This window comes from Streptomyces sp. NPDC111656, from assembly GCF_055656965.1.
In genome coordinates this window covers 321461-340150 of record NZ_JBVKCA010000004.1, presented here as the reverse complement: position 1 = coordinate 340150, position 18690 = coordinate 321461, and the positions used below count along the sequence as shown (strand labels likewise).

Below are 18690 nucleotides of genomic sequence, written 5' to 3'. Positions count from 1 at the left end.
GTAGCAGCTTCCCGGCGCCGGGCGAAAACTGTCCACCCCCACCCGAGCACAGCCCGCCCACACTCCCGCTACCGCCGGTACCCGCATCCCCCACAGATAGGCAGATTCACCCCCATCAGATCGGCGAATTCACCCCCGAAGAGACCGACCCTCCCTACGCCCCACCCCCCACGCTGAGTTCCGCACCCTGAGACGAGTTGGAGCACCCATGCCCCAGCACGTGCCCTCCCCGCTGCGCGCCGCGGTCCCGCGCGACGCGCAGTCCCTCCCGGCGCTTCCCCCACCGCCGCGCCGCATCGTCTTCCTCGCCCACCGAGACCTGGGAAACCGGTCCGCGGGCGGATCCGAGATCCTCGTCGACCGGCTCGCCGAGGGACTGACCTCGCTCGGCCACCAGGTCACCCTGGTGTGCGGCGGGCCCGCGGCCTACCACGACTACCGGGTCGTCTCGGCGGGCGGCGACCTGGGCCACTTCCTGCGCGCCCGCTCCGCCTTCCACCGTCAGGTCGGCGGCTGCGACCTGCTGGTCGAGGTCTGCAACGGCATGCCGTACCTGGCGCCGCTCTGGCACCACGGCCCCACCCTGTGCCTGGTCAACCACGTCCACACGGACCTGTGGCGGATGCGGTTCGGCGGACCGCTGGCGCCCGCCGCCCGGATCGGCCGAAGACTCGAACACTGGGCACTGGCGGGCGCGCAGCGCGGCAATCTGCTGGTCGCCGTCTCGCCGTCGACGGCCCACGCGCTGCGCGCGATCGGGGTGCAGCGGGAGCGCATCCGGGTCGTGCACAACGGGGTCGAGGAGCCGGGCCCACGCGCCGAGCGCTCGCCGGAGCCGCTGTTCGTGGCGATGGGACGGCTGGTCGAGTACAAGCGGATCGATCTGCTGCTGCGGCTGTGGGAACGGGTCCGCCCGGTCACCGGCGGCCGGCTGGTGATCGTCGGCGACGGTCCCGAGCGGGAGAGACTCCACCACCTGGCAGGCCCCGGTGTGGAGTTCGCCGGCCGGGTCTCGGAGGCCGAGAAGCACCGGCTGCTGTGCGCCGCGTGGCTGCTGCTGCATCCCTCCGCCGTGGAGGGCTGGGGGCTGGTGGTCACGGAGGCGGCGGCGCGCGAGACCCCGGCGATCGCCTTCGACGTGCCCGGGCTGCGCGACTCCGTGGTCGACGGCGAGACGGGGGTGCTGGCGCGCGGTGAGTCCTCCTTCGCGGCGGCCTGGTGCACCCTCGCCCTGTCCACCCACCGCCGCACCCTCATGGGCAAGTCCGCCCGCGACCGCGCGGCCCAATACCGCTGGAACAACACGGTGCGCCAGTTCAGGGCGGTGGCCACGGAGGCGGCCACCTCCTGGCGGAGGTGACGCCCATGGACGGCGACCCCGAAATACCCCGCCGAGCCCCTACCAAAAACGCACCCCGCGCCTGGAAGGACCCCTCCTTCCGGCGTTCGTTCGCGCTGTTCCGGGCCTTTATGCGGGAGCAGGACGATCCCGAGGGCTGCTACTCGCTACTGGCCCGTGACGCCGCCGACCAGGTCGAGGCGTACGGCGGTGTCGAGGGACGCACCGTCGTGGACGTCGGGGGCGGCGGCGGGTACTTCACCGCGGAGTTCCGGCGACGCGGGGCGCAGGCGTATCTCTTCGAGCCGGACGTACGGGAGTTGGGGGCGAAGCCCGACGGCTCGGCGGTCGTCGCGGACGGGTATCTGCTGCCGCTCGCGGACGGGGTCGCCGACGTCACCTTCTCCTCCAACGTCCTCGAGCACGTGGCCGACCCGCAGACGTTCCTGAGCGAACTGGTCCGCGTCACCCGGCCCGACGGGCTGATCTACGTCTCGTTCACCAACTGGCTCTCCCCGTGGGGCGGTCACGAGTGGGCGCCCTGGCACTACCTCGGCGCGGAGCGGGCGCGCGCCCGCTATCACCGCCGTACGGGAAAGCCCGCCAAGCACACCCTCGGCGAGAACCTCTTCGCCGTGCACATCGGCCCCACCCTGCGGCAGGTGCGCGCCCGCGACGACGTCACGGTCGTCTCGGCGCGCTCCCGCTACTGGCCCCTCCTCGCCTCCGCCGTCACCAGGGCGCCGGGGCTGCGGGAGTTCGCCACCTGGAACCTCCTCCTCATCCTCCGGCGGTGTCCACCATGACGACCACGGTCCAGGCTCCTCCCCCGGCGGCCGTCCGCCCCGTCTCGACCACGTCCGGCCCCCCGCACGGGCCACGGTCCAGGCGCTGGCTGCTGGGGTTCTGGGCCGTGGTGTTCGTGCTGCTCCTGGCCGTGCACCCCGGACGCATGACGTTCGACACCAAGCTCGGTGTCGCGCTCGACCCGTGGCAGTTCCTGTCCGACCTGGGCCAGTTGTGGCACGACCGGGGCGGCTTCGGCGGCATCCAGGACCAGTACGTGGGGTACGTCTGGCCGATGCTGCCGTTCTACGGCCTGTGCAAGCTGATCCACCTCCCGGTGTGGCTGGCGGAACGGCTGTGGCTGTCGATCGTCGTGTCCGTCGCCTTCTGGGGCGCCCTGCGGCTGGCCGAACGGCTGCGGATCGGGAACGGTTCCTCCCGGCTGCTCGCCGCCGTCGCGTACGCGCTCTGGCCGGTCTTCACGATCGTCGTCGGCTCGACCTCCGCCGCCGCGCTCCCCGGCGCCCTCCTCCCCTGGGTCCTGCTCCCCCTCACCGACGAGCGCTACAGCGCCCGCGTCGCCGCCCTCCGCTCGGCACTCCTCGTCCCCTTCATGGGCGGCGTGAACGCGGCGGCCACCCTCGCCTCGCTGCTCCCCGTCGGGCTGTATCTGCTGTCCCGTCCACGTGGACCCCGACAGCGCAGACTGATCGCCTGGTGGGTACCGGGCGTGATCCTCGCGACGGCCTGGTGGGTGATCCCGCTGCTGATGCTCGGCATCTACGGCGAGAACTTCCTCCCGTACGTGGAGACCTCGGGGACCACGACCGCCACCATGTCGGCCACGGAGTCCCTGCGCGGCGCCGGGAACTGGGTCGCGTACCTCCACTTCGGCGAGGCCTGGCTGCCGGCCGGCTGGACCGTCGCCGCCTCCGTGATCGTGATCGTCTGCTCGGCGCTCGCGGCGGGGCTGGGTCTCGCCGGGCTCGCCAGACGTGACATGCCCGAGCGCCGCTGGCTGGTGCTGACCGTGCTGTCGGTCGCGCTCCTCACCCTCGCGGGGTACGGCGGCGCGTTCGGCGCGCCCTTCCACGGCGTCGTCCAGGACTGGCTGAACGGCTGGCTGGTCCCCTTCCGCAACATCTACAAGTTCCAGACGGGCCTCGCACTGGCGCTGGTGTTCGGCCTCGCGCATCTCGTCGGGGTCGCCGCCGAGCCGCGTGGCGCCCGTCCCGTACACGGCCGCCGCTACGCGCCCCTCGTCGCGGCCGTGCTGATCCTGCCCGGCCTCGCCTGGCCGTACCTCAACGGGTCGATCCTCAACCCGGGTTCCTTCCAGCAGCTCCCCAAGTACTGGCAGACCACCGCCGACTGGCTGAAGAAGTACTCCCCCGACTCCCGTGCCCTCGTCGTCCCCGCCACCGCGCACGGCCTCTACACCTGGGGCTCCCCCATCGACGAGCCCCTCGACGTGCTCGCCGACTCCCGCTGGGCCGAGCGGGACTACGTCCCCTTCGGCACCCCCGGCAACCGGCGCGCCATGGACGCCGTCGAGCAGGCTCTCATGACCGGCGGTGACGTCCCCGGCCTCGGCGACTACCTGAGCCGCGCCGGGCTCTACTACGTCGTCGTCCGCAACGACCTCGACCCCGACCAGGTCGGTTACGTCCCGACCCAGACCGTGAAGCGGACCCTGGAACAGTCGGGCTACGAGCGGGTCACCGGCTTCGGACCGGTCATGACCGGCGGCCGGATCGCCCACCACGCCCCGCTCCAGGTCGAGGGCCTCTACCCGCGCGAGCGCGCCGTCGAGATCTACGAACCGGCGGGCAACGGCGCACCGCGCCCCGGGCAGGCCGGGCTGAGCGCCATCGCGGACACCGCCGTCGTCTCCGGCGGCCCCGAGGCGCTGCTGCCGCTGGCCGCCGACCCCTCGATGCGCGGCCGCCCCGCCGTCCTGACCGGCGACAACCATCCCGGCCTCGGCACCGCCGCGGTCCAGGTGGTCGGCGACGGACTGCGGCGCGCCGACACCCGCTTCGGCCTGGTCGACTCCAACACCTCGTACACGTACACGCCCGACCAGCGCAACGACAGCGGCAGCGCCCAGGACGCCGGCAAGAAGCCGCACCAGATCCTGCCGACCAAGGGCATCCAGCACCAGACGGTGGCCGAGCTGCGCGGCGCCCGCTCGGTGACCGCGTCCTCCACCGGCAACTGGCTGTTCCATCTCCCCCAGTACGACCCCGTGAACGCCTTCGACGGCAATCCCGACACCGCGTGGGCGGAGGGCGCGTCCGGTTCCGCGAACGGGCAGTGGCTGCGGATCAGCTTCGAGGGGTCCCTGGACATGCCGAAGTCCTTCAAGGTCACCCCGCTGCCGCAGGACGGCATGCGGTCCGCGGCGACCCGGGTCCGGGTGGAGACGGAGAAGGGCTCCGCCACCAGCTATCTCGAACCCAACGGCATGACCCAGTCCGTCAAGGCGCCCGCCGGGTCGACGAGTTGGATGAAGCTGACGATCGTCGGCTCCACGGCGCAGCGCGCCGGCCTGACCGGCGCGGGCTTCTCCGAGATCGCCCTCCCGGACGTCCAGGTCACCCGCCTGCTGAAGCTCCCGACCGACGCCGCCGGCTCGGACGCCTCCGCCGAGATCGTCTCCCTGCACCGCACCGCCGACCCCACCGGCCTCGCCCCCACGGGCACGGAGGCGGGCCTGCACCGCACCTTCTCCACCTCGACGGCGGGATCGTACGAGGTGAACGCGAGCGCCGTCGCCATCACCGGCGACGCACTCGACAAGCTGCTGTACGACGTCTCGCCCAGGCAGCCGAACCGCATCGTCGCGACGGCCGACTCCACGACGGACCTCGGCCCCGGCCTCGACGCGCGCAATCTCACGGACGGCAACCTGACCACGGCCTGGATCGCCGGGGACAGGCCGACGATCCATCTGAGCTGGCCCGACAAGAAGCCCGTCTCGTCCATGGTCCTGGCCGCGGCCGGCGGCCTCTCCACCCGCCCGACGAAGATCGAGATCCGCTCCCCGGACGGGGACACCGTGGCCGGCGTCGACGAGAACGGCTGGGCCCGCTTCGACCCGATCACCACGAACCACCTCGACATCACCGTCACCGAGACCGCGCCCCTGACGCTCCACAACCCGGTCGCGGGCGCCGATCTGCAACTGCCGGTCGGGCTGACGGAGTTGTATCTCCCGGACCTCGCCGAGTACCGCACCACACAGGCCGTGGAGACACAGGAGTTCTCGCTCCCCTGCGGGAAGGGGCCCACGCTCGCGGTCGACGGGAAGCTGTACGCGACGAGCGCGAAGGGGACGGTGGGGGATCTCACCGAACGGCGGCCGGTCCAGCTGACGCTGTGCCAGGAGGGCTCCTCGAACCCCGCGTTGGACCTCGGGTCCGGCTCACACCGGGTCGAGGCGGGCGACGCCGGGCCCCTCGCGGTCACGGACGTCACCCTGACCCGGGGGACCGTCGATGCCGTCGCCGGTGCCGGGCGCGAACTGCGGATCGTGGACTGGCTGGGCGACCGCCGCGAGGTCAAGGTCGGCTCCGGCGCCGCCTCGTACCTCACGACGTACGAGAACTACAACGACGGCTGGCAGGCCACGCTGGGCGGCAAGAAACTGACGCCCCTGCGGCTCGACGGCTGGCAGCAGGGCTGGCGGATCCCGGCCGGCGCGGGCGGCACGGTCACGTTGTCGTACGAGCCCTCGACGACGTACGAGGCCGGGCTGATCGGCGGCGGGGTCGGCGTGGCGGCTCTCGCGGGCCTCGCGTTGTGGCGCCGCCGCGAGGCGGGCCCCGACGAGCCGCAGCCGACGGCGCCGGACGCCGGGCTCTGGCTCGGCACGGTGGCGCTCACCCTGGTGGGCGTGGTCATCGCGGGACCGTTCGCGCTGCTGGTCCCCGCGCTGGCGCTGCTCGCCTGGAAACGGCACGCGCTCCTCGTACCGATCGCGTTCCTCGCGCTCACCGGGGCGGGGATCGCGGCCGCCACGGGAGCCGGGTCGCCACCGGGCGCGAGCGAGGGCGCGTTCGGGCCCGCGGCGCAGTTGCTGGCCCTGATCGGGTTGTTCGCCGCGTTGGTGAGCGTCCAGGAGCCGCCCGGCGCGGCACCCCGGGGCTCCCGCCCGGTCCCCCCGCTCGGCCCGCCCCCGGGCTCCCAGGCCCCGACGACACCACTCCCCCGACGACGCCGCGGCGAGAACGGCGGCCCCGGGGCCGCACCGGACACGGGGGCCGGATCGGCCGAGGAGGCGCCGGGCGGCGCACCCGGGTCGTCCGGGCCGACCGGAGCCGAGCACCCCGCACCGGCCCCCGGGCCCGACCGTGCCTCCAGCCCGACCATCTCCGCACGCGGCCCGGGCTCCGCCCCGCGCGAGGCGGGCGCGGGTGACACGGGTGCGGGCGAGGCGGTCGCACACGAGGTCGATCCGCCCACCGCACGGATCGCCTTCCGCAAGGCGGGGAACCCGGCGGACGACGACACGGGAAGGGGCGAACCCCGATGACCGCGCTGGAGCACCCGGCACGGGACGGTACCGACGGACCGTCCCGGCGCCCCGCCCGCGTGCCGTTCCCCGTCGTGGACGAGGTCTCCCGGCACTGTCTCCAGGAGGAGGAACCCGAGACCGTCCACATCGAGGTCCACCTCCCCGGCCGGCTGGACCCCGCCCGCCTCACCGCGGCGTTCACCGAGGCCCTGCACCGTCACCCCCGCATCCTGATGCGCGAGGCCGCGGGCCCCTGGTACCGCCGCCGCTACGAGTGGGAACTCACCCCCGATCCGGACCTGGAGGTCGTCTCCTTCCCGCCACCGGGCCCGGGCGCCCTCCAGCACGCACGGACCCGCGCCCTGCTGACCGCCCCGCCGCTGACCGCCTCGCCGCCCATCCGACTGGAGGTGGTCGACGGCGCGGGCCCGCCCGTCGGCAGCGAGGCGACGGACGCGGTGGGCACGGCGCCGCGTCGAGGCGCCGCGCCCCGTACCCGCACCGGGCCCCGCCCCAAGGGCACCGTCCTCTTCCTCACCGTCAACCACACCGCCCTCGACGGCCCCGCCTGCCTCCGCGTCCTCGCCACCGCCGCGGAGCTGTACGGAGGCAAGGACAACTCCCCGACCGCACCCCCCGTACGGCCGCCCGAGGTGGAGGCGAAGGCCGTGCAGGTCGACACCCCGTCCACCTGGACCCCGCCCGCCCGCGTGGCCCACGGCACCCCGGAGCCCTCGCCCGGAAACGGCCTCCTCGTCACCGAACTCGGCGTCCCGCACCGCCCCAAGGGCTCCCCGTACACCGTGAACGACCAGCTCATGGCGGCCACCGCCCTGATGATCACGCACTGGAACAGGGAACACGGCGCCCGCCCGCGCCCCCTGCGCATCACGATGCCGGTCGACGACCGCCCCCGCGGCACGGACATGCCCATCGGCAACGGGACACGACTCGTCGAAGTCCCCTTCACCGTCGAGGAGTTGGACGCCGGACGGATGGGCGAGCTGCTGCGCCGTACGGCGGAACGCACCCGCGCGCTCAAGTCGCTGCCCCGGCCCCAACTCGGCCACGGCGCCGCCCTCCTGACCGCCCCCGTGGTCCCGGTCGCCTGGCGCGCCGCCCTCACCCGGGGCCTGCGCCGCGCGGCCGGCCCCTGGACGTCGACCACGCTCCTGAGCAACATCGGCCGCATCCCGTACGCGCTGGACTTCGGCGCGGAGGCGGGCCGCGCGCACGCGGTGTGGTTCTCGGCGCCCGCCCGGACGCCCCGCGGCCTGACCGTCACCACGGCGTCCACCGCGGGCCGTCTGCACGTCGCCCTGCGCTGGTCGCGCACCCTGCTCAGCCACGGCGACGGCGCCCACCTCCGCGACCTCTTCGAGCACTATCTGCACGCGACGGAGGAGGACCGCAGCCGATGACACCCACGACCTCGACCCCCACCCCTTCCGCCGGATCGACAACGGCCGCCGCCCGCCGGGGACTTCGCGACTTCTACGAGGATCCGAGCGTCCCCGTCGCCTCCGGCACCCCCCGCAGCCTCCGCCAGGCCCGGATACTGGCCGCCGCGCTCGGCCCCGCCACGGCCGGCGCACGGACCGTGCTGGACATCGGCTGCGGCGACGGCACCGCCGCCGCGACCGCCGCACCCCTGCTCGCCGGACACCGACTCGTCGGCGTCGACTGGTCGCAGGACGCCCTCAGACGCGCCCACGCCCGGCTGCCGTACGCGATCCGCGGCGAACTCACCGACGGCGGGCTGCCGTTCGCCGACGCCTCGGCCGACGCCGTCCTGTTCAGCGAGGTGATCGAGCACCTCGTGGACCCCGACAGCGCCCTGGACGAGATCCGCAGGGTCCTGCGCCCCGGCGGCCACCTGATGCTCTCCACCCCGAACCTCGCCGCCTGGTACAACCGCGCCCTGCTGCTCGCCGGTGTCCAGCCCGTCTTCTCGGAGGTGAGCCTGCGCGCGATCCACGGCCGCCCGGGGCGGGAGGTCGTGGGCCATCTGCGGCTCTACACGGCCCGCGCGCTGCGGGAGTTCGTGACCGCGGCGGGCTTCGAGGTCGTACGGCTGAGCGGGGCGCCCTTCCACGGCGTACCGCGTCCGCTGCGCCCCCTGGACCGACTGGCCTGCGCGGCGCCGACCCTCTCCTCCATCCTGCTCCTGCACGCCCGAAGGACGTAGCCCATGTGGTGGGGAGTGGCCGCGGCCCTGCTGGCGAACGTCCTGTACAGCACCGGATTCGTCCTGGAGAAGCGCGCGCTCGCCGCACTGCCCGAGGTCGACATCCGCCGCCCCGCCCGGCTGCTGCGGCTGGTGCTCGGCAGCCCGCTGTGGATCGGCGGTTCGCTGGCGCTGGCCTCCGGTTTCGGCGCCCAGCTCGCCGTCTACCGCACGCTGCCGATCGCCGCCGCCCAGGGCATCTTCGTCTCCGGGCTCGTGCTGCTGGTGCTGCTCTCCGCCCGGCTGCTCGGCGAGGAGACGTCGGGCCGCGAGCGGTACGCGCTCGGCGCGATCCTGCTGGCCCTGCTGATGGTGGTCCTCTCCCTGCGCGAGGGCTCGGACCGGGTCAGCCGCAGTGCCCCCGCGCCGCTGATCCTGACCGTCTGTCTGCCCTCGCTGGCGGCGGGCCTGTGGCTGTACGGGGCCGCCGAGCGCCGCGCGCGGCACCGGCACCGGATGCCGACGACGGGGGTCGAGTACGGCGTGGCGGTGGGCCTGCTGTACGGGGTGAGCTCGCTGGCCATCAAGGGCGTGTCGAGCTATCTGACGACCAGTGACCTGGCGGGGGCGGTGATCGGCGTGCTCCGCTCCCCGTACCCCTATCTCCTGCTCTTCACCGGCGCGTTCGGCCTGGTCATGTCCCAGGCGGCGCTGCAGCGCTGCCGGGCCTCGCTGATCGTGCCGGTCTGTACGACGGTGACCAGCCTGTTCACGGCGGTGCTCGGCACGCTCGCGTTCGGCGAGGCGCTGCCGCACGACCCGGTGCGGCTGACGCTGCGCCTGGCGGGCACCGCCCTCGCGGTGTCCGTGCTGCTGGTCATGCCCAAGCACGACGCGGCATCCCAACCCCCCATCGTGGCCAAGGAGCTGACGCCACCGTGAACCCCGACGACCCGCTGTTGAAGATCCTGGCCTGCCCACTGGACAAGGGCCCACTGCACCTGCTGACCTCGAGCGACGACGAGGCGCCGCACTCCGGGGCGGAGCCGAGCGCCGGGGAGGCGCTGTACAACCCGCGCCTGCACCGCCGCTACCCGATCGTCGACGGCATCCCACAGCTGCTGCCGTCCTCCGGGGAGCAGGTCACGGAGGACGAGCACGAGGAACTCCTCAAGCGGATGGTGCCATGACGAGGGCGTCGAAGACGACGAGGACCTGGGCCGCCCGGCTCGCTCCGCACCTCCCCACCCGCCTCGTCGCGGCGAGCGCCCGGCTGGTCTACCCGCGCTTCGAACCCGAACTGGGCCGCCTCGCGGACCTCTGCCCGCCGGGCTGCGGCACGGCGGTGGACGTGGGCGGCTGGTACGGCCCCTGGACCCACCGTCTTGCGGGCCTGGCCGACCGCGTGGTGACCCTCGAACCGGTCCCGCACCTGGCCAGGCTCCTCTCCGCCACCACCCCCTCCCACGTCCGCGTGATCCGCGCCGCCGCCTCCGACCGTCCGGGCACGGCGCGGCTCTGGCTCCCGCCGGACGACGCGGGCGACCGGGGCGTGTCGTCGTTGATCCGCCGGGACATCCACGCCCACGCGGTCGAGGTCCCGTGCGTGACCCTCGACGGCCTGGGCCTCCACGACGTCGATTTCGTCAAGATCGACGTGGACGGCAACGAACTCGCGGTCCTGCGCGGCGCGGAGGCCCTCCTGACCCGTGACCGCCCGGCCCTCTTCATCGAACTGGAGTCCCGCATCCAGCCGATCGCCCCCGTGGTCGACCATCTCACCCAGCGCGGCTACACGGGCTGGGTCCTGCCCGCCGCCACCTGGCTGCCCCTGGCGTCCTTCCCCTTGGAAGCCCACCAGGCACGCACCTCCCATGTCGCCGCCCAGGGCCTGCTGCGCCGCGTCCTGCCCCCGCGCGGCCCCCGCTACGTCAACTCGGTCCTGTTCCTCCCGGGCGGCCGCCGACCGGGCTCCCTCCCGATGCGCGACCATGGACCCCATGCCCGCCAAGCGACCCGCTAGCCCCTTCACCCCGCTCGACTTCCAACTGGTCCTGCTGCGCCGCATGGCCGACCACAACCCCGGCCTCGTCGAGGACGCCCGCCACGAGCTGGGCGTCTCCATCGTCGACATGCGCGAGGCCAACCGCCGCTGGCAGGCCATGCTGCACGCCCCGCGCTCCCGAGCGGCGACCTCCCTCCCCCAAGTTCTCGGCTCCGCTCGAACAGGGGGGACCCCCATCCGCTCGATCCTCGGCGCCCCCGAGTCCGTCACCCCTCGCCGGGTCGGCGACCTGGCCTGCGAGGCCCTGCTCTGGCCCGTCCCCCTCTGGCCCGACCTCCGCTTCGAGGTCCTCGTCGCCCCGAACGGCGTCGCCTGGAACGAGTGGCTGGTCCGCGCCCCCGACGCTCCGAGCCCCCGGCTGGAGACCCTCGACGACCTCACCCCCTGGTCCTGCACGGTCGACGAGGTCGCCCGCGCCTTCGCCCCCGCCCGCCCCTTGGAGGGCACGGCGCCGACCCGCTGGGGCCTGGCGTTCACGGCTCCGGACGCGTCAGGAGTACCGCGGGAGGGCGCGGCGGAGTTCACGTGGGGGTTGCTGCAGCGCGTGGCCGTCAGCGGAGAGCGGCCTTGACGACGGCCTCGGCGACCACGGGCACCGACTCCGGGTGCAGCCACAGGAACAGGTTCGGCTCGACGAGTTCCAGCTCCATGACACACGGGTTCCCGTCGTCGCCGTCGACGAGGTCGACACGGGCGTAGAGCAGCTCCGAGCCGCCCGTCCTTTGCGGTACGGCTCCCAACGCGCGCTCCGCGACGGCGAGTTCGGCCGGGGTCGGCTGCCAGGGCTCCAGGCGGGGGTGCGCGACCTTGTCCGCGTCGTAGGCCGTGCCGGGTTCGAGCACGGCGCCCTTGCGGCTGGCGTGCAGGAGACGGCCGCCGTAGAACTGGAGCGCGCGTTCACCGGCGGTGTCGATGCTGGTCAGGTACGGCTGGACCATGGCGGTCAGCCCCCGGTCGTGCATCCGCTCCAGCTGTCGCAGGGCCGTCTCCCGCTCCTCGGGGCGGTACCGGGCGGCGAGCCGCGCACCCGCGCCGGAGGTCGGCTTCACGACGTACTCGCGGTCGTCGGGGAACTCCGCGGGCTCACCCGGCGCGAGGTACCGGGTCGGCACGGTGGGCACCCCCGCCTCCGCGAGATCGCCGATGTACCGCTTGTCGGTGTTCCACCGCACCACCGCCGCCGGGTTCGCGAGCCGCGTCAGCTTCCCGCACCGCTCGGCCCACGCCACGAACTCCGCCACCCGCCAGCTGTAGTCCCAGGTGGACCGGATCACCACGAGGTCGAAGGCCGCCCAGTCGACGTCCGGATCGTCCCAGTACCCGACGACGGCCTCCGCCCCGGCGTCCTCCAGAGCCGCCCTCAGCACGGGCAGATCCCGGTCCAGGCTCTCCGCGCCCTCCTCGGGCCGGTAGGTGGCGAGCGCGATACGTGCGCGGGCGGCGACGGTGCGGGCCACGGCGGACTCCATCCTGGTAACGGCTGATCCCCAGGGAGGCTAACAACGACCGAGGGAACTCTGGCAGCCCACTTGACCTTCACCTTCGGTGAAGCCGCAGCATCGGTGGCGGAACGAGGAACGCATGACGGGCACGGCACGACCACGGGTGGGCGCATGGGGATGCTGACGATCGGGGCCTTCGCGAAGGCGTGCCGGCTGTCGCCGAAGGCGCTGCGGCTCTACGACGAGCTGGAGCTGCTGCGACCCGCCCGGGTCGACCCGGAGACCGGGTACCGGTACTACGCCGTCGCGCAACTGGAGCGGGCACGGCTGGTGGCATGGCTGCGCCGGATCGGGATGCCGCTGGCCCGGATCCGGCAGGTGTGCGCTCTGGACGACGCGTCCGCCGCCCGGGAGATCCGCGCCTACTGGGCGCGGGTCGAGGCCGAGACCGTCGGTCGGCGGGAGCTCGTGGCGTTTCTCGTGGATCACCTCTCGTACACGTCGAGGAAGGACACCACCATGCTCGAACTCCGCTACTCCGCACTCTCCGACACCGGTCTGGTCCGCCCGGCCAACCAGGACACCGCCCACGCGGGCGCCCGCGTCCTCGCCGTGGCCGACGGCTTCGGCACGGGTGGGGCGCCCGCCAGTACGGCGGCCGTGCGGGCCCTGAAGTCCCTGGACGGGGAACCCCTTCCGGGCGGGAGCGTCCTCAACCTTCTGGAGGACGCGGTGCAGGGGGCCGCGCGGGCCGTCCGGGACGCCGCACCGGGCAAGGACGACGGCACCACCCTCACCGCCATGGTGTGGACCGGATCCCAGCTCGGGCTGGTCCACATCGGCGACTCCCGCGCCTATCTGCTGCGCGACGGCGAGCTGTTCCGGATCACGCACGACCACACCATGGTCCAGTCGATGATCGACGAGGGCCGGCTCACTCCGGAGGAGGCCGTCGTCCATCCCCAACGTGCCCTGCTCCTGCGGGCACTCACCGGCGGCGCCGACTCCGTCGTACCCGATCTGCGGTTGTGCGACGCCCTGCCCGGGGATCGCTACCTGCTCTGCTCGGACGGGCTCTCCACCGTCGTGGCGGACGAGGAGCTCCGGCGGCTGCTGGGCGCGGCCCCGGCTCCCGACGCGGCGGTACGGTCACTCGTCGAGGCCGCGATCGACGGCGGCGGGCCCGACAACGTGAGCTGTGTGGTGGCCGACGTGGTGGAGACGGTGAAGGCCGACGGGGATCAGCGGCTCGGCTGACTCAGGGTGGGGCCCGGCACGCTCCGCGCCGAGCCGGCCGCGGCCTCGCGTACCGCCCTGATGTCGGCGGGGTGGCGCAGGGCGCGGGACACGGCATCGATCTCCGCCAGCAGGTTCTCCGTGTCCGGGGTGTTGATGTCCGGGGTGTTGAGGGGCGCGGCGTCGTCCTGGCGGGTGCGCTTCCTGGTCTCGATGGCGTCCTGGATGGTCACGGCGTGGGCGAGGGCCCCCGCCCGGCCGGCCCCGAAGCCGAGGCCGAGGGCGGCGTCGTACGCCTTCCGCCGGAGGTCCTCGTCGATGAACCGGGACAGGTGCAGCAGCGCGTCCCGGATGAACGTCTCCCGGCGCGTCAGGCGCAGTTCGGGGGTGGCACGGAGTCGGAAGGGGACGCGTCCGCCGCCCGTGACGGGCCCCATCAGGCGGTACAGGGGGCGCAGGTGCCAGTGGCCGAGCCGGGTGCGAACGCGGCGGTGCAGATACTGGCCGGTGTGCGGAAGGATGAAGCCGACCGCGATGAGGATGGCGGAGAGGCAGGCGACCGGCGGGGCGAACCCGGTGCTCAGCCAGTCGAGGTCGTGGCCGGTCCAGCGGGCGACGACGGCGCAGAACTTGGAGCTGTCGTAGAGCAGGTTCATCACGTAGCCGGCGCCGAGGAACGTCAGACCGCCGCGCAGCCAGACGTCGAGTCCGCCCGCGCGGATCCAGTTCCAGATCAGCTTGGACGTGATCAGGCCGGCCACGGTGTGCGCGAGCAGGTAGAGGACGATCTCTTCGCGCATGAAGGGGGTGTTGGCGTAGTACGTGTCGAGGTCCCGTATCCGCTCGACGGGGACATCGGCGAGCGCGAACAGCACCCACAGTGCGACGATCACGCTCGCGTAGGCGGTGACCACCCAACGGGTGGCGCGGCGGGTGACGCCGGAGCGGGCGGAGATACCGTTGCGCCATGCGGTGATCAGCAGCAGGCAGGCGCCGCAGAACGCGGTGATGAGGCTGTAGACCAGGGGGGCCGCGATGTTCGGTACGCCGGTGACGCGGTTGGTCCGGGCGATGGTCGCCGGTGCCGCGAAGACGAAGACGCCGCAGGCGAGCACGAGCAGGCCGCCGACGGCACGCAGCAGCGGGTCCTTCCACAGCTTGACGATGCTGGGCAGTTTGATCGCCAGCGCGGCGGTGAGGACCGCCGTCGGGATCCAGAAGGAGATGTAGAACCCGGCGAAGAAGCGGGAAGGATTCATCGCCGGTCAGTCCTGGGGTCCGCGGTAGCCGAGGGAGGCCTGGATGGCCCGTCCGACCGGGTCGACGGGGCCCTTCGTACGCGGGCCGGTCACCCAGGAGCGGAAGACGCTGGCGAGGTGCAGGCCGAAGTCCTCCGCCTCGGCCTCGTCGTCCTCGTGCGAGCCGTTGCGGGCGGCGACGGTGAGCGCGATCTCCTGCCAGCCGGGGTCGTCCGACAGCGCGCTGGCGGCGGCCGCTCCCGCGTAGTGGTGGGGGGAGTGGGAGTGCCCCGCCATCATGTGCCACAACTCGTGTCCGAGTATGACGAGTTGTTGCACCGTCTCGGCGCGTTCCTCGACGATGACGAGGTCGAAGTCGTGGAACTCCATCCACAGCCCGGTGACTTCGATCTCGTCCGGGAAGCGCTCGAAGCGGAGCTGGATGGGGCGGTCGTCGCGGCGCCGGCTCATCTCCTGGCAGAGGGCTTCGGCCAACTCCCGTACGTCCACTGGCGCGTCGAGTCGTTTCTTCAGCGCGCGGGTGAGCTCGACGGCGAGGCCGTGCATCTCGGAGTCGGCCCGGCGGGAGAGGAGAACGGCGGCGCGCTTCCACGCGCGACGGACCGGCCGCATCTTGAGGAAGGGCTTCACTGTTCCGCCTCCTCGCTCTCGCCGCTCAGCAGACCCTCGAGCATGAGCGTGAGCGCTTCCTGCTTGCGGGGTGTCAGCCGTCGGCCCCGCAGGGCGAGCGTGACGACTCCGTGCTTGAGGGTGAACCTGAGCAGCGGCCCGTCCTCGGCTCCGCCGTCCAGCTCAGTGACGACGTGCTGAAGTGCGCCGTTCAGGACGACGGGGGCCGGATCGGTGAAGAACTTCGTGCCGTCCTCGATGTGGAAGAACTCCGCGAGCCGGGTGAGGTCGGGCACGTTCGGCATCTTGTCGCCGTTGAGCAGACTGCGGGCCCACTTGTCACTGATCCCGAGCCGCCCGGCGACGTCCCGGCACACGTCGGCGGCCCGCTTCCCGCTCTCGTCGAGATACGCCTCGTACAGCGCGCGGACGCGCCCGCGGATGCGGTCGTCGACCTTGTCGTCGAGGACCCCCGCCCCGTCGAGGAGCGCCCGGACCTCCCCCTCGGGCAGGGCCGTTCTTCTCGACAACTCCCCCACGTCGAGGACCTCCCCGCGATCGAGGCCCTTCTCGGCGAGGTGCGCGTCGAGGCGCGCGAGTGTCTCGCGAAGAGGAGTCAGCGACGCACTCACCCATGCACTCCCGGCAGTTGATCCGTCAAATTCTCACGCTGTGGGCCGAGACTACGGTCCCCGACGGGGCCCGCGCCATGCTTTCCGAACGATCGTTCCCAGTTCAAGAACGATCGCTCCCGCGGAGCAGGACAGCCGGAATCGCCCCGGCTAACGGGGCATGAAGCGACCCAATTCCCGCGACCTCTCCCGCAGCCGCGACTCCCAGGTGCCGCCCTCCGGCGGGGCGGACATCCCGGTGAGAGCCGAGATCTGCACATTCTCCGACGGGCCGTCCGGAGCGGCACCGAGCCGCGCCCAGTCCACCGCGACCCCGCCGCGCTCCGCGAGAACCAGCACCGTGGCGGCGAAGCCTTCGGAGAGGGCCAGCATGACGGCGTGACCCGTTCTTCGATGCCACGCCAGCAGCGCGTCGACGAAGACCGCGAAGGCGTCCCGGTCGATCCGGCTCTCGTCGTTCACCATCGGCCCGATACCCGACGGGAGTTCCAACTCCGCTTCAAAAAGCGCCACTTGACGAAGAAACAACCGGGACGCCCCATTGGAGGGATTCCATAGCGTCTCGTCACCCATGTCGTAGTCCTGGCTCATGCCGCCACCTCGTCCCCTCGCGACGGACCAGCGTAATCAGCGCCGGCCGAGCCGTCGCGGCGATAATGATCTCCTCCATGTCGATCTCAGGAACAGACGCCCACGCCGCCACGGACCCCGCCGCCCTCCCCCCGCTCGTCCGACGGGCCCTGGCCGCCGCGCGTCGTCACGGCTTCGCGCACGCGTGCCGTCCGGAGCAGGGCCGTCTGCTGCACGCGTTGGCGGGCGGTGCCCGGGAGCGGATCGGTGAGACGGGTACGGGGTGCGGGGTGGGGCTCGCGTGGCTGGCGTCCGGGGCGCGGGAGGGCGTACGGCTGTTCAGCGCGGAGCGCGACGCCGAGCGGGCCCGGGTCGCGGCCGAGGTCTTCGCCGACCGGCCCGAGGTCGAGGTGATCCACGGCGACTGGCGGCGGATCGACGAGCACGGCCCGTACGACCTGCTGGTCCTGGACGGCGGCGGCACCGGCAAGACGCCGGGCGACGACCCGGCCGACCCCGCCCGCCTGCTGACTCCGGGCGGCGCGGTGGTGGTCGACGACTTCACCCCGGCCACCGGATGGCCGCCCCTGCACGAAGGCGCCCCCGACCGGGCCCGGCTGCACTGGCTGGAGCATGTCGCCCTGGACACGGTCGAACTCCGGCTCGCCGAGGACCTCGCCACGCTGGTGGGCACGCGGCGACGGCCTGCCTCGACGGGGACGAGCGCGTCATCGGAGTGAGCCCGTCGGCGGGAATCCCTCGCACTGGTGTAGGAACGTTGACATCCTCCCCCTCTTAAATGAGGGGGATTCCAACCCAGGCGGGTTGAGGTTCACGGGCGCTCGAACGGCTGGCGACCGCTGTCACCCCTCCGGCACCGGCTGTTCGCCGGGGCGGGGGATCCCGCCCTGTCCTGCCGCGACGTTGATGCTTGCGTTCTCATCGGCGTTGCAGGTGAAGCCGCAGGACACGCAGACGAAGTCGGCTTGGCTCTTGCGCGACTTCTTCTCGATCCATCCGCAGGCACTGCACCGCAGCGACGTAAAGGGTGCGGGCACATCCTCGACCCGGCCCGGAGCCTTCTGCTCAGTGCGCCGCCTCAACAGGCCCCAACCCTGAGCGAGAATGACCCGGTTCAGCCCGGCCTTCTGCCGGACGTTCTTGCCAGGTTGCTCGGCTGTTCCCTTTGCCGAGCGAGTCATGTTCTTGATGTTCAGCTTCTCGAACCGCACCAGGCCGCACGACCTGGCGAGCATCGTGCTGGTCTTCTCGCACCAGTCCTTGCGCCGATTCGCCTCGCGCGCCTTCAGCCGGGCTACCTTCGCGTGCTCGGCGGCCCTGGCCTCACTGCCCTTCGGGGCGCGGGCGGCACGCCGCTGGTGCTTGCGGCCCTGCGCGCGCTCCCTGACCGTAAGCTGCGGGCAGTTCAGCTTCCGGCCGTCGGACAGAGCGGCCGTGATGGTCACACCCCGGTCGATGCCGATGATCTCGCCGGCCGCCGGCGCCTCGATCGGCTCGGGGACGACGGCGAACGCAATATGCCACTGCCCGTTACGGAAGGTGACCCGGAACGTCTTCGCGGCGGGCAGTGCGGCACGGGTGAGCCGCAGACGCACCCAGCCACAGCCGGGCACCTTCACCTGCGCCCACCGCCGGTTCAGCCTCTCCACCACGACCGAGCGGCCCATGACCTGCCTGCCCTTGGCGTTCAGCCTCGGGCTGCCGTCCGGCTCGAACTCCGGTACACGACCGGTACCGATGACCCGGAAGCCCTCGTGCACGCGCTTTCTGCGCCAGGTCGGCTCGCCGAACCCCGAGGTGAAGCGGGCGTTCTTGGCTGTGGCGAAGTCCTTCAGAGCCTGCTGCTGCACGTCCGCGTTCCCAGCGGCGAGCCACTCGTTCTCGCGCCGGGCCTCGGTCAGCTGGCGGCACTGCTCCGCAAAGCCAGGCGCGGACCTGCGGCCGGGGCGCCAGTCCGCGTGCTGCTCCACCGCCAGGTTCCACACGTACCGGGCGTGCGCGCAGTGCAGCAGCATCTGCTGCGCCTGCACGGGCGTCGGGTACAG

Annotated in this window: 17 protein-coding genes; 11 read left to right on the top strand and 6 right to left on the bottom strand. The window is 72.7% G+C overall.

All coding sequences use genetic code 11. The features are described from left to right. Positions 1 to 208 precede the first annotated feature (208 nt). Genes ACZ7M3_RS14885 through ACZ7M3_RS14845 form a run of 9 tightly spaced genes read left to right on the top strand, consistent with a single transcriptional unit; the run spans position 209 to position 11447 of the window. Complete coding sequence (locus ACZ7M3_RS14885) at positions 209 to 1360, top strand: glycosyltransferase family 4 protein (protein WP_351534547.1); 1152 nt, start codon at positions 209 to 211, stop codon at positions 1358 to 1360. Between the two features lie 5 nt (positions 1361 to 1365). Further along, entirely contained in the window at positions 1366 to 2145 is a 780-nt protein-coding gene (locus ACZ7M3_RS14880; RefSeq protein WP_472063510.1) for a class I SAM-dependent methyltransferase, read from the top strand. Further along, the gene (locus ACZ7M3_RS14875) at positions 2142 to 6662 is read left to right on the top strand and encodes an alpha-(1->3)-arabinofuranosyltransferase (RefSeq protein ID WP_472063893.1); all 4521 of its coding nucleotides are present in this window, start codon (positions 2142 to 2144) and stop codon (positions 6660 to 6662) included. The genes ACZ7M3_RS14880 and ACZ7M3_RS14875 overlap by 4 nt, the downstream gene beginning before the upstream one ends. Next, entirely contained in the window at positions 6659 to 8065 is a 1407-nt protein-coding gene (locus tag ACZ7M3_RS14870; RefSeq protein WP_472063508.1) for a condensation protein, read from the top strand. Before ACZ7M3_RS14875 ends, ACZ7M3_RS14870 begins: the two co-directional genes overlap by 4 nt. After that, positions 8062 to 8832, top strand: a complete 771-nt coding sequence (locus ACZ7M3_RS14865) for a class I SAM-dependent methyltransferase (protein WP_472063506.1) — start codon at positions 8062 to 8064, stop codon at positions 8830 to 8832. Before ACZ7M3_RS14870 ends, ACZ7M3_RS14865 begins: the two co-directional genes overlap by 4 nt. Positions 8833 to 8847: 15 nt before the next feature. Further along, positions 8848 to 9753 carry a hypothetical protein gene (locus tag ACZ7M3_RS14860; protein WP_472063891.1) on the top strand — a complete coding sequence of 302 codons (906 nt, stop codon included), beginning with the start codon at positions 8848 to 8850 and terminating at the stop codon, positions 9751 to 9753. Beyond that, positions 9750 to 10001 carry a Trm112 family protein gene (locus ACZ7M3_RS14855; RefSeq protein WP_472063504.1) on the top strand — a complete coding sequence of 84 codons (252 nt, stop codon included), beginning with the start codon at positions 9750 to 9752 and terminating at the stop codon, positions 9999 to 10001. Before ACZ7M3_RS14860 ends, ACZ7M3_RS14855 begins: the two co-directional genes overlap by 4 nt. Further along, positions 9998 to 10834 carry an FkbM family methyltransferase gene (locus ACZ7M3_RS14850; protein WP_472063502.1) on the top strand — a complete coding sequence of 279 codons (837 nt, stop codon included), beginning with the start codon at positions 9998 to 10000 and terminating at the stop codon, positions 10832 to 10834. Before ACZ7M3_RS14855 ends, ACZ7M3_RS14850 begins: the two co-directional genes overlap by 4 nt. Beyond that, entirely contained in the window at positions 10803 to 11447 is a 645-nt protein-coding gene (locus tag ACZ7M3_RS14845) for a hypothetical protein (protein WP_472063500.1), read from the top strand. Before ACZ7M3_RS14850 ends, ACZ7M3_RS14845 begins: the two co-directional genes overlap by 32 nt. Here the strand turns inward: ACZ7M3_RS14845 and ACZ7M3_RS14840 are convergent. Continuing rightward, positions 11428 to 12345: an ATP-grasp domain-containing protein gene (locus ACZ7M3_RS14840; protein ID WP_355615628.1), complete on the bottom strand. Its 918-nt coding sequence runs from the start codon at positions 12343 to 12345 to the stop codon at positions 11428 to 11430. The two genes, ACZ7M3_RS14845 and ACZ7M3_RS14840, sit on opposite strands and share 20 nt — an antisense overlap. A 144-nt stretch (positions 12346 to 12489) precedes the next feature. Here ACZ7M3_RS14840 and ACZ7M3_RS14835 point away from each other — a divergent pair, with 144 nt between their 5' ends. Next, the gene (locus ACZ7M3_RS14835; protein WP_472063498.1) at positions 12490 to 13575 is read left to right on the top strand and encodes a MerR family transcriptional regulator; all 1086 of its coding nucleotides are present in this window, start codon (positions 12490 to 12492) and stop codon (positions 13573 to 13575) included. On the opposite strand, the gene ACZ7M3_RS14830 is transcribed toward ACZ7M3_RS14835, so the two are convergent. From ACZ7M3_RS14830 to ACZ7M3_RS14815, 4 genes are all read right to left on the bottom strand, one after another. Further along, on the bottom strand, positions 13560 to 14813 hold the full coding sequence (locus ACZ7M3_RS14830) for an MAB_1171c family putative transporter (RefSeq protein ID WP_472063496.1): 1254 nt from the start codon (positions 14811 to 14813) through the stop codon (positions 13560 to 13562). The two genes, ACZ7M3_RS14835 and ACZ7M3_RS14830, sit on opposite strands and share 16 nt — an antisense overlap. Before the next feature lie 6 nt (positions 14814 to 14819). After that, entirely contained in the window at positions 14820 to 15425 is a 606-nt protein-coding gene (locus ACZ7M3_RS14825; protein WP_472063889.1) for a toxin-antitoxin system, toxin component family protein, read from the bottom strand. A gap of 14 nt (positions 15426 to 15439) precedes the next feature. Continuing rightward, on the bottom strand, positions 15440 to 16054 hold the full coding sequence (locus tag ACZ7M3_RS14820) for a transcriptional regulator (RefSeq protein ID WP_472063495.1): 615 nt from the start codon (positions 16052 to 16054) through the stop codon (positions 15440 to 15442). Positions 16055 to 16204: 150 nt separating this feature from the next. Then, positions 16205 to 16645 (bottom strand): DUF6086 family protein, encoded by a 441-nt coding sequence (locus ACZ7M3_RS14815; protein WP_472063493.1) that lies wholly within the window; start codon positions 16643 to 16645, stop codon positions 16205 to 16207. 77 nt (positions 16646 to 16722) lie between these two features. Here ACZ7M3_RS14815 and ACZ7M3_RS14810 point away from each other — a divergent pair, with 77 nt between their 5' ends. Continuing rightward, on the top strand, positions 16723 to 17364 hold the full coding sequence (locus tag ACZ7M3_RS14810; protein WP_472063491.1) for an O-methyltransferase: 642 nt from the start codon (positions 16723 to 16725) through the stop codon (positions 17362 to 17364). Positions 17365 to 17487: 123 nt separating this feature from the next. Here ACZ7M3_RS14810 and ACZ7M3_RS14805 read toward each other — a convergent pair whose 3' ends face one another. After that, on the bottom strand, positions 17488 to 18675 hold the full coding sequence (locus ACZ7M3_RS14805; RefSeq protein WP_472063489.1) for an RNA-guided endonuclease InsQ/TnpB family protein: 1188 nt from the start codon (positions 18673 to 18675) through the stop codon (positions 17488 to 17490). Positions 18676 to 18690: the final 15 nt, after the last annotated feature.

Coding starts and splice junctions, on each gene's coding strand:
- ACZ7M3_RS14885 (WP_351534547.1), top strand. CDS start 209: ATGCCCCAGCACGTGCCCTCCCCGCTGCGCGCCGCGGTCCCGCGCGAC.
- ACZ7M3_RS14880 (WP_472063510.1), top strand. CDS start 1,366: ATGGACGGCGACCCCGAAATACCCCGCCGAGCCCCTACCAAAAACGCA.
- ACZ7M3_RS14875 (WP_472063893.1), top strand. CDS start 2,142: ATGACGACCACGGTCCAGGCTCCTCCCCCGGCGGCCGTCCGCCCCGTC.
- ACZ7M3_RS14870 (WP_472063508.1), top strand. CDS start 6,659: ATGACCGCGCTGGAGCACCCGGCACGGGACGGTACCGACGGACCGTCC.
- ACZ7M3_RS14865 (WP_472063506.1), top strand. CDS start 8,062: ATGACACCCACGACCTCGACCCCCACCCCTTCCGCCGGATCGACAACG.
- ACZ7M3_RS14850 (WP_472063502.1), top strand. CDS start 9,998: ATGACGAGGGCGTCGAAGACGACGAGGACCTGGGCCGCCCGGCTCGCT.
- ACZ7M3_RS14845 (WP_472063500.1), top strand. CDS start 10,803: ATGGACCCCATGCCCGCCAAGCGACCCGCTAGCCCCTTCACCCCGCTC.
- ACZ7M3_RS14840 (WP_355615628.1), bottom strand. CDS start 12,345: ATGGAGTCCGCCGTGGCCCGCACCGTCGCCGCCCGCGCACGTATCGCG.
- ACZ7M3_RS14835 (WP_472063498.1), top strand. CDS start 12,490: ATGGGGATGCTGACGATCGGGGCCTTCGCGAAGGCGTGCCGGCTGTCG.
- ACZ7M3_RS14830 (WP_472063496.1), bottom strand. CDS start 14,813: ATGAATCCTTCCCGCTTCTTCGCCGGGTTCTACATCTCCTTCTGGATC.
- ACZ7M3_RS14825 (WP_472063889.1), bottom strand. CDS start 15,425: ATGCGGCCGGTCCGTCGCGCGTGGAAGCGCGCCGCCGTTCTCCTCTCC.
- ACZ7M3_RS14815 (WP_472063493.1), bottom strand. CDS start 16,645: ATGAGCCAGGACTACGACATGGGTGACGAGACGCTATGGAATCCCTCC.
- ACZ7M3_RS14810 (WP_472063491.1), top strand. CDS start 16,723: ATGTCGATCTCAGGAACAGACGCCCACGCCGCCACGGACCCCGCCGCC.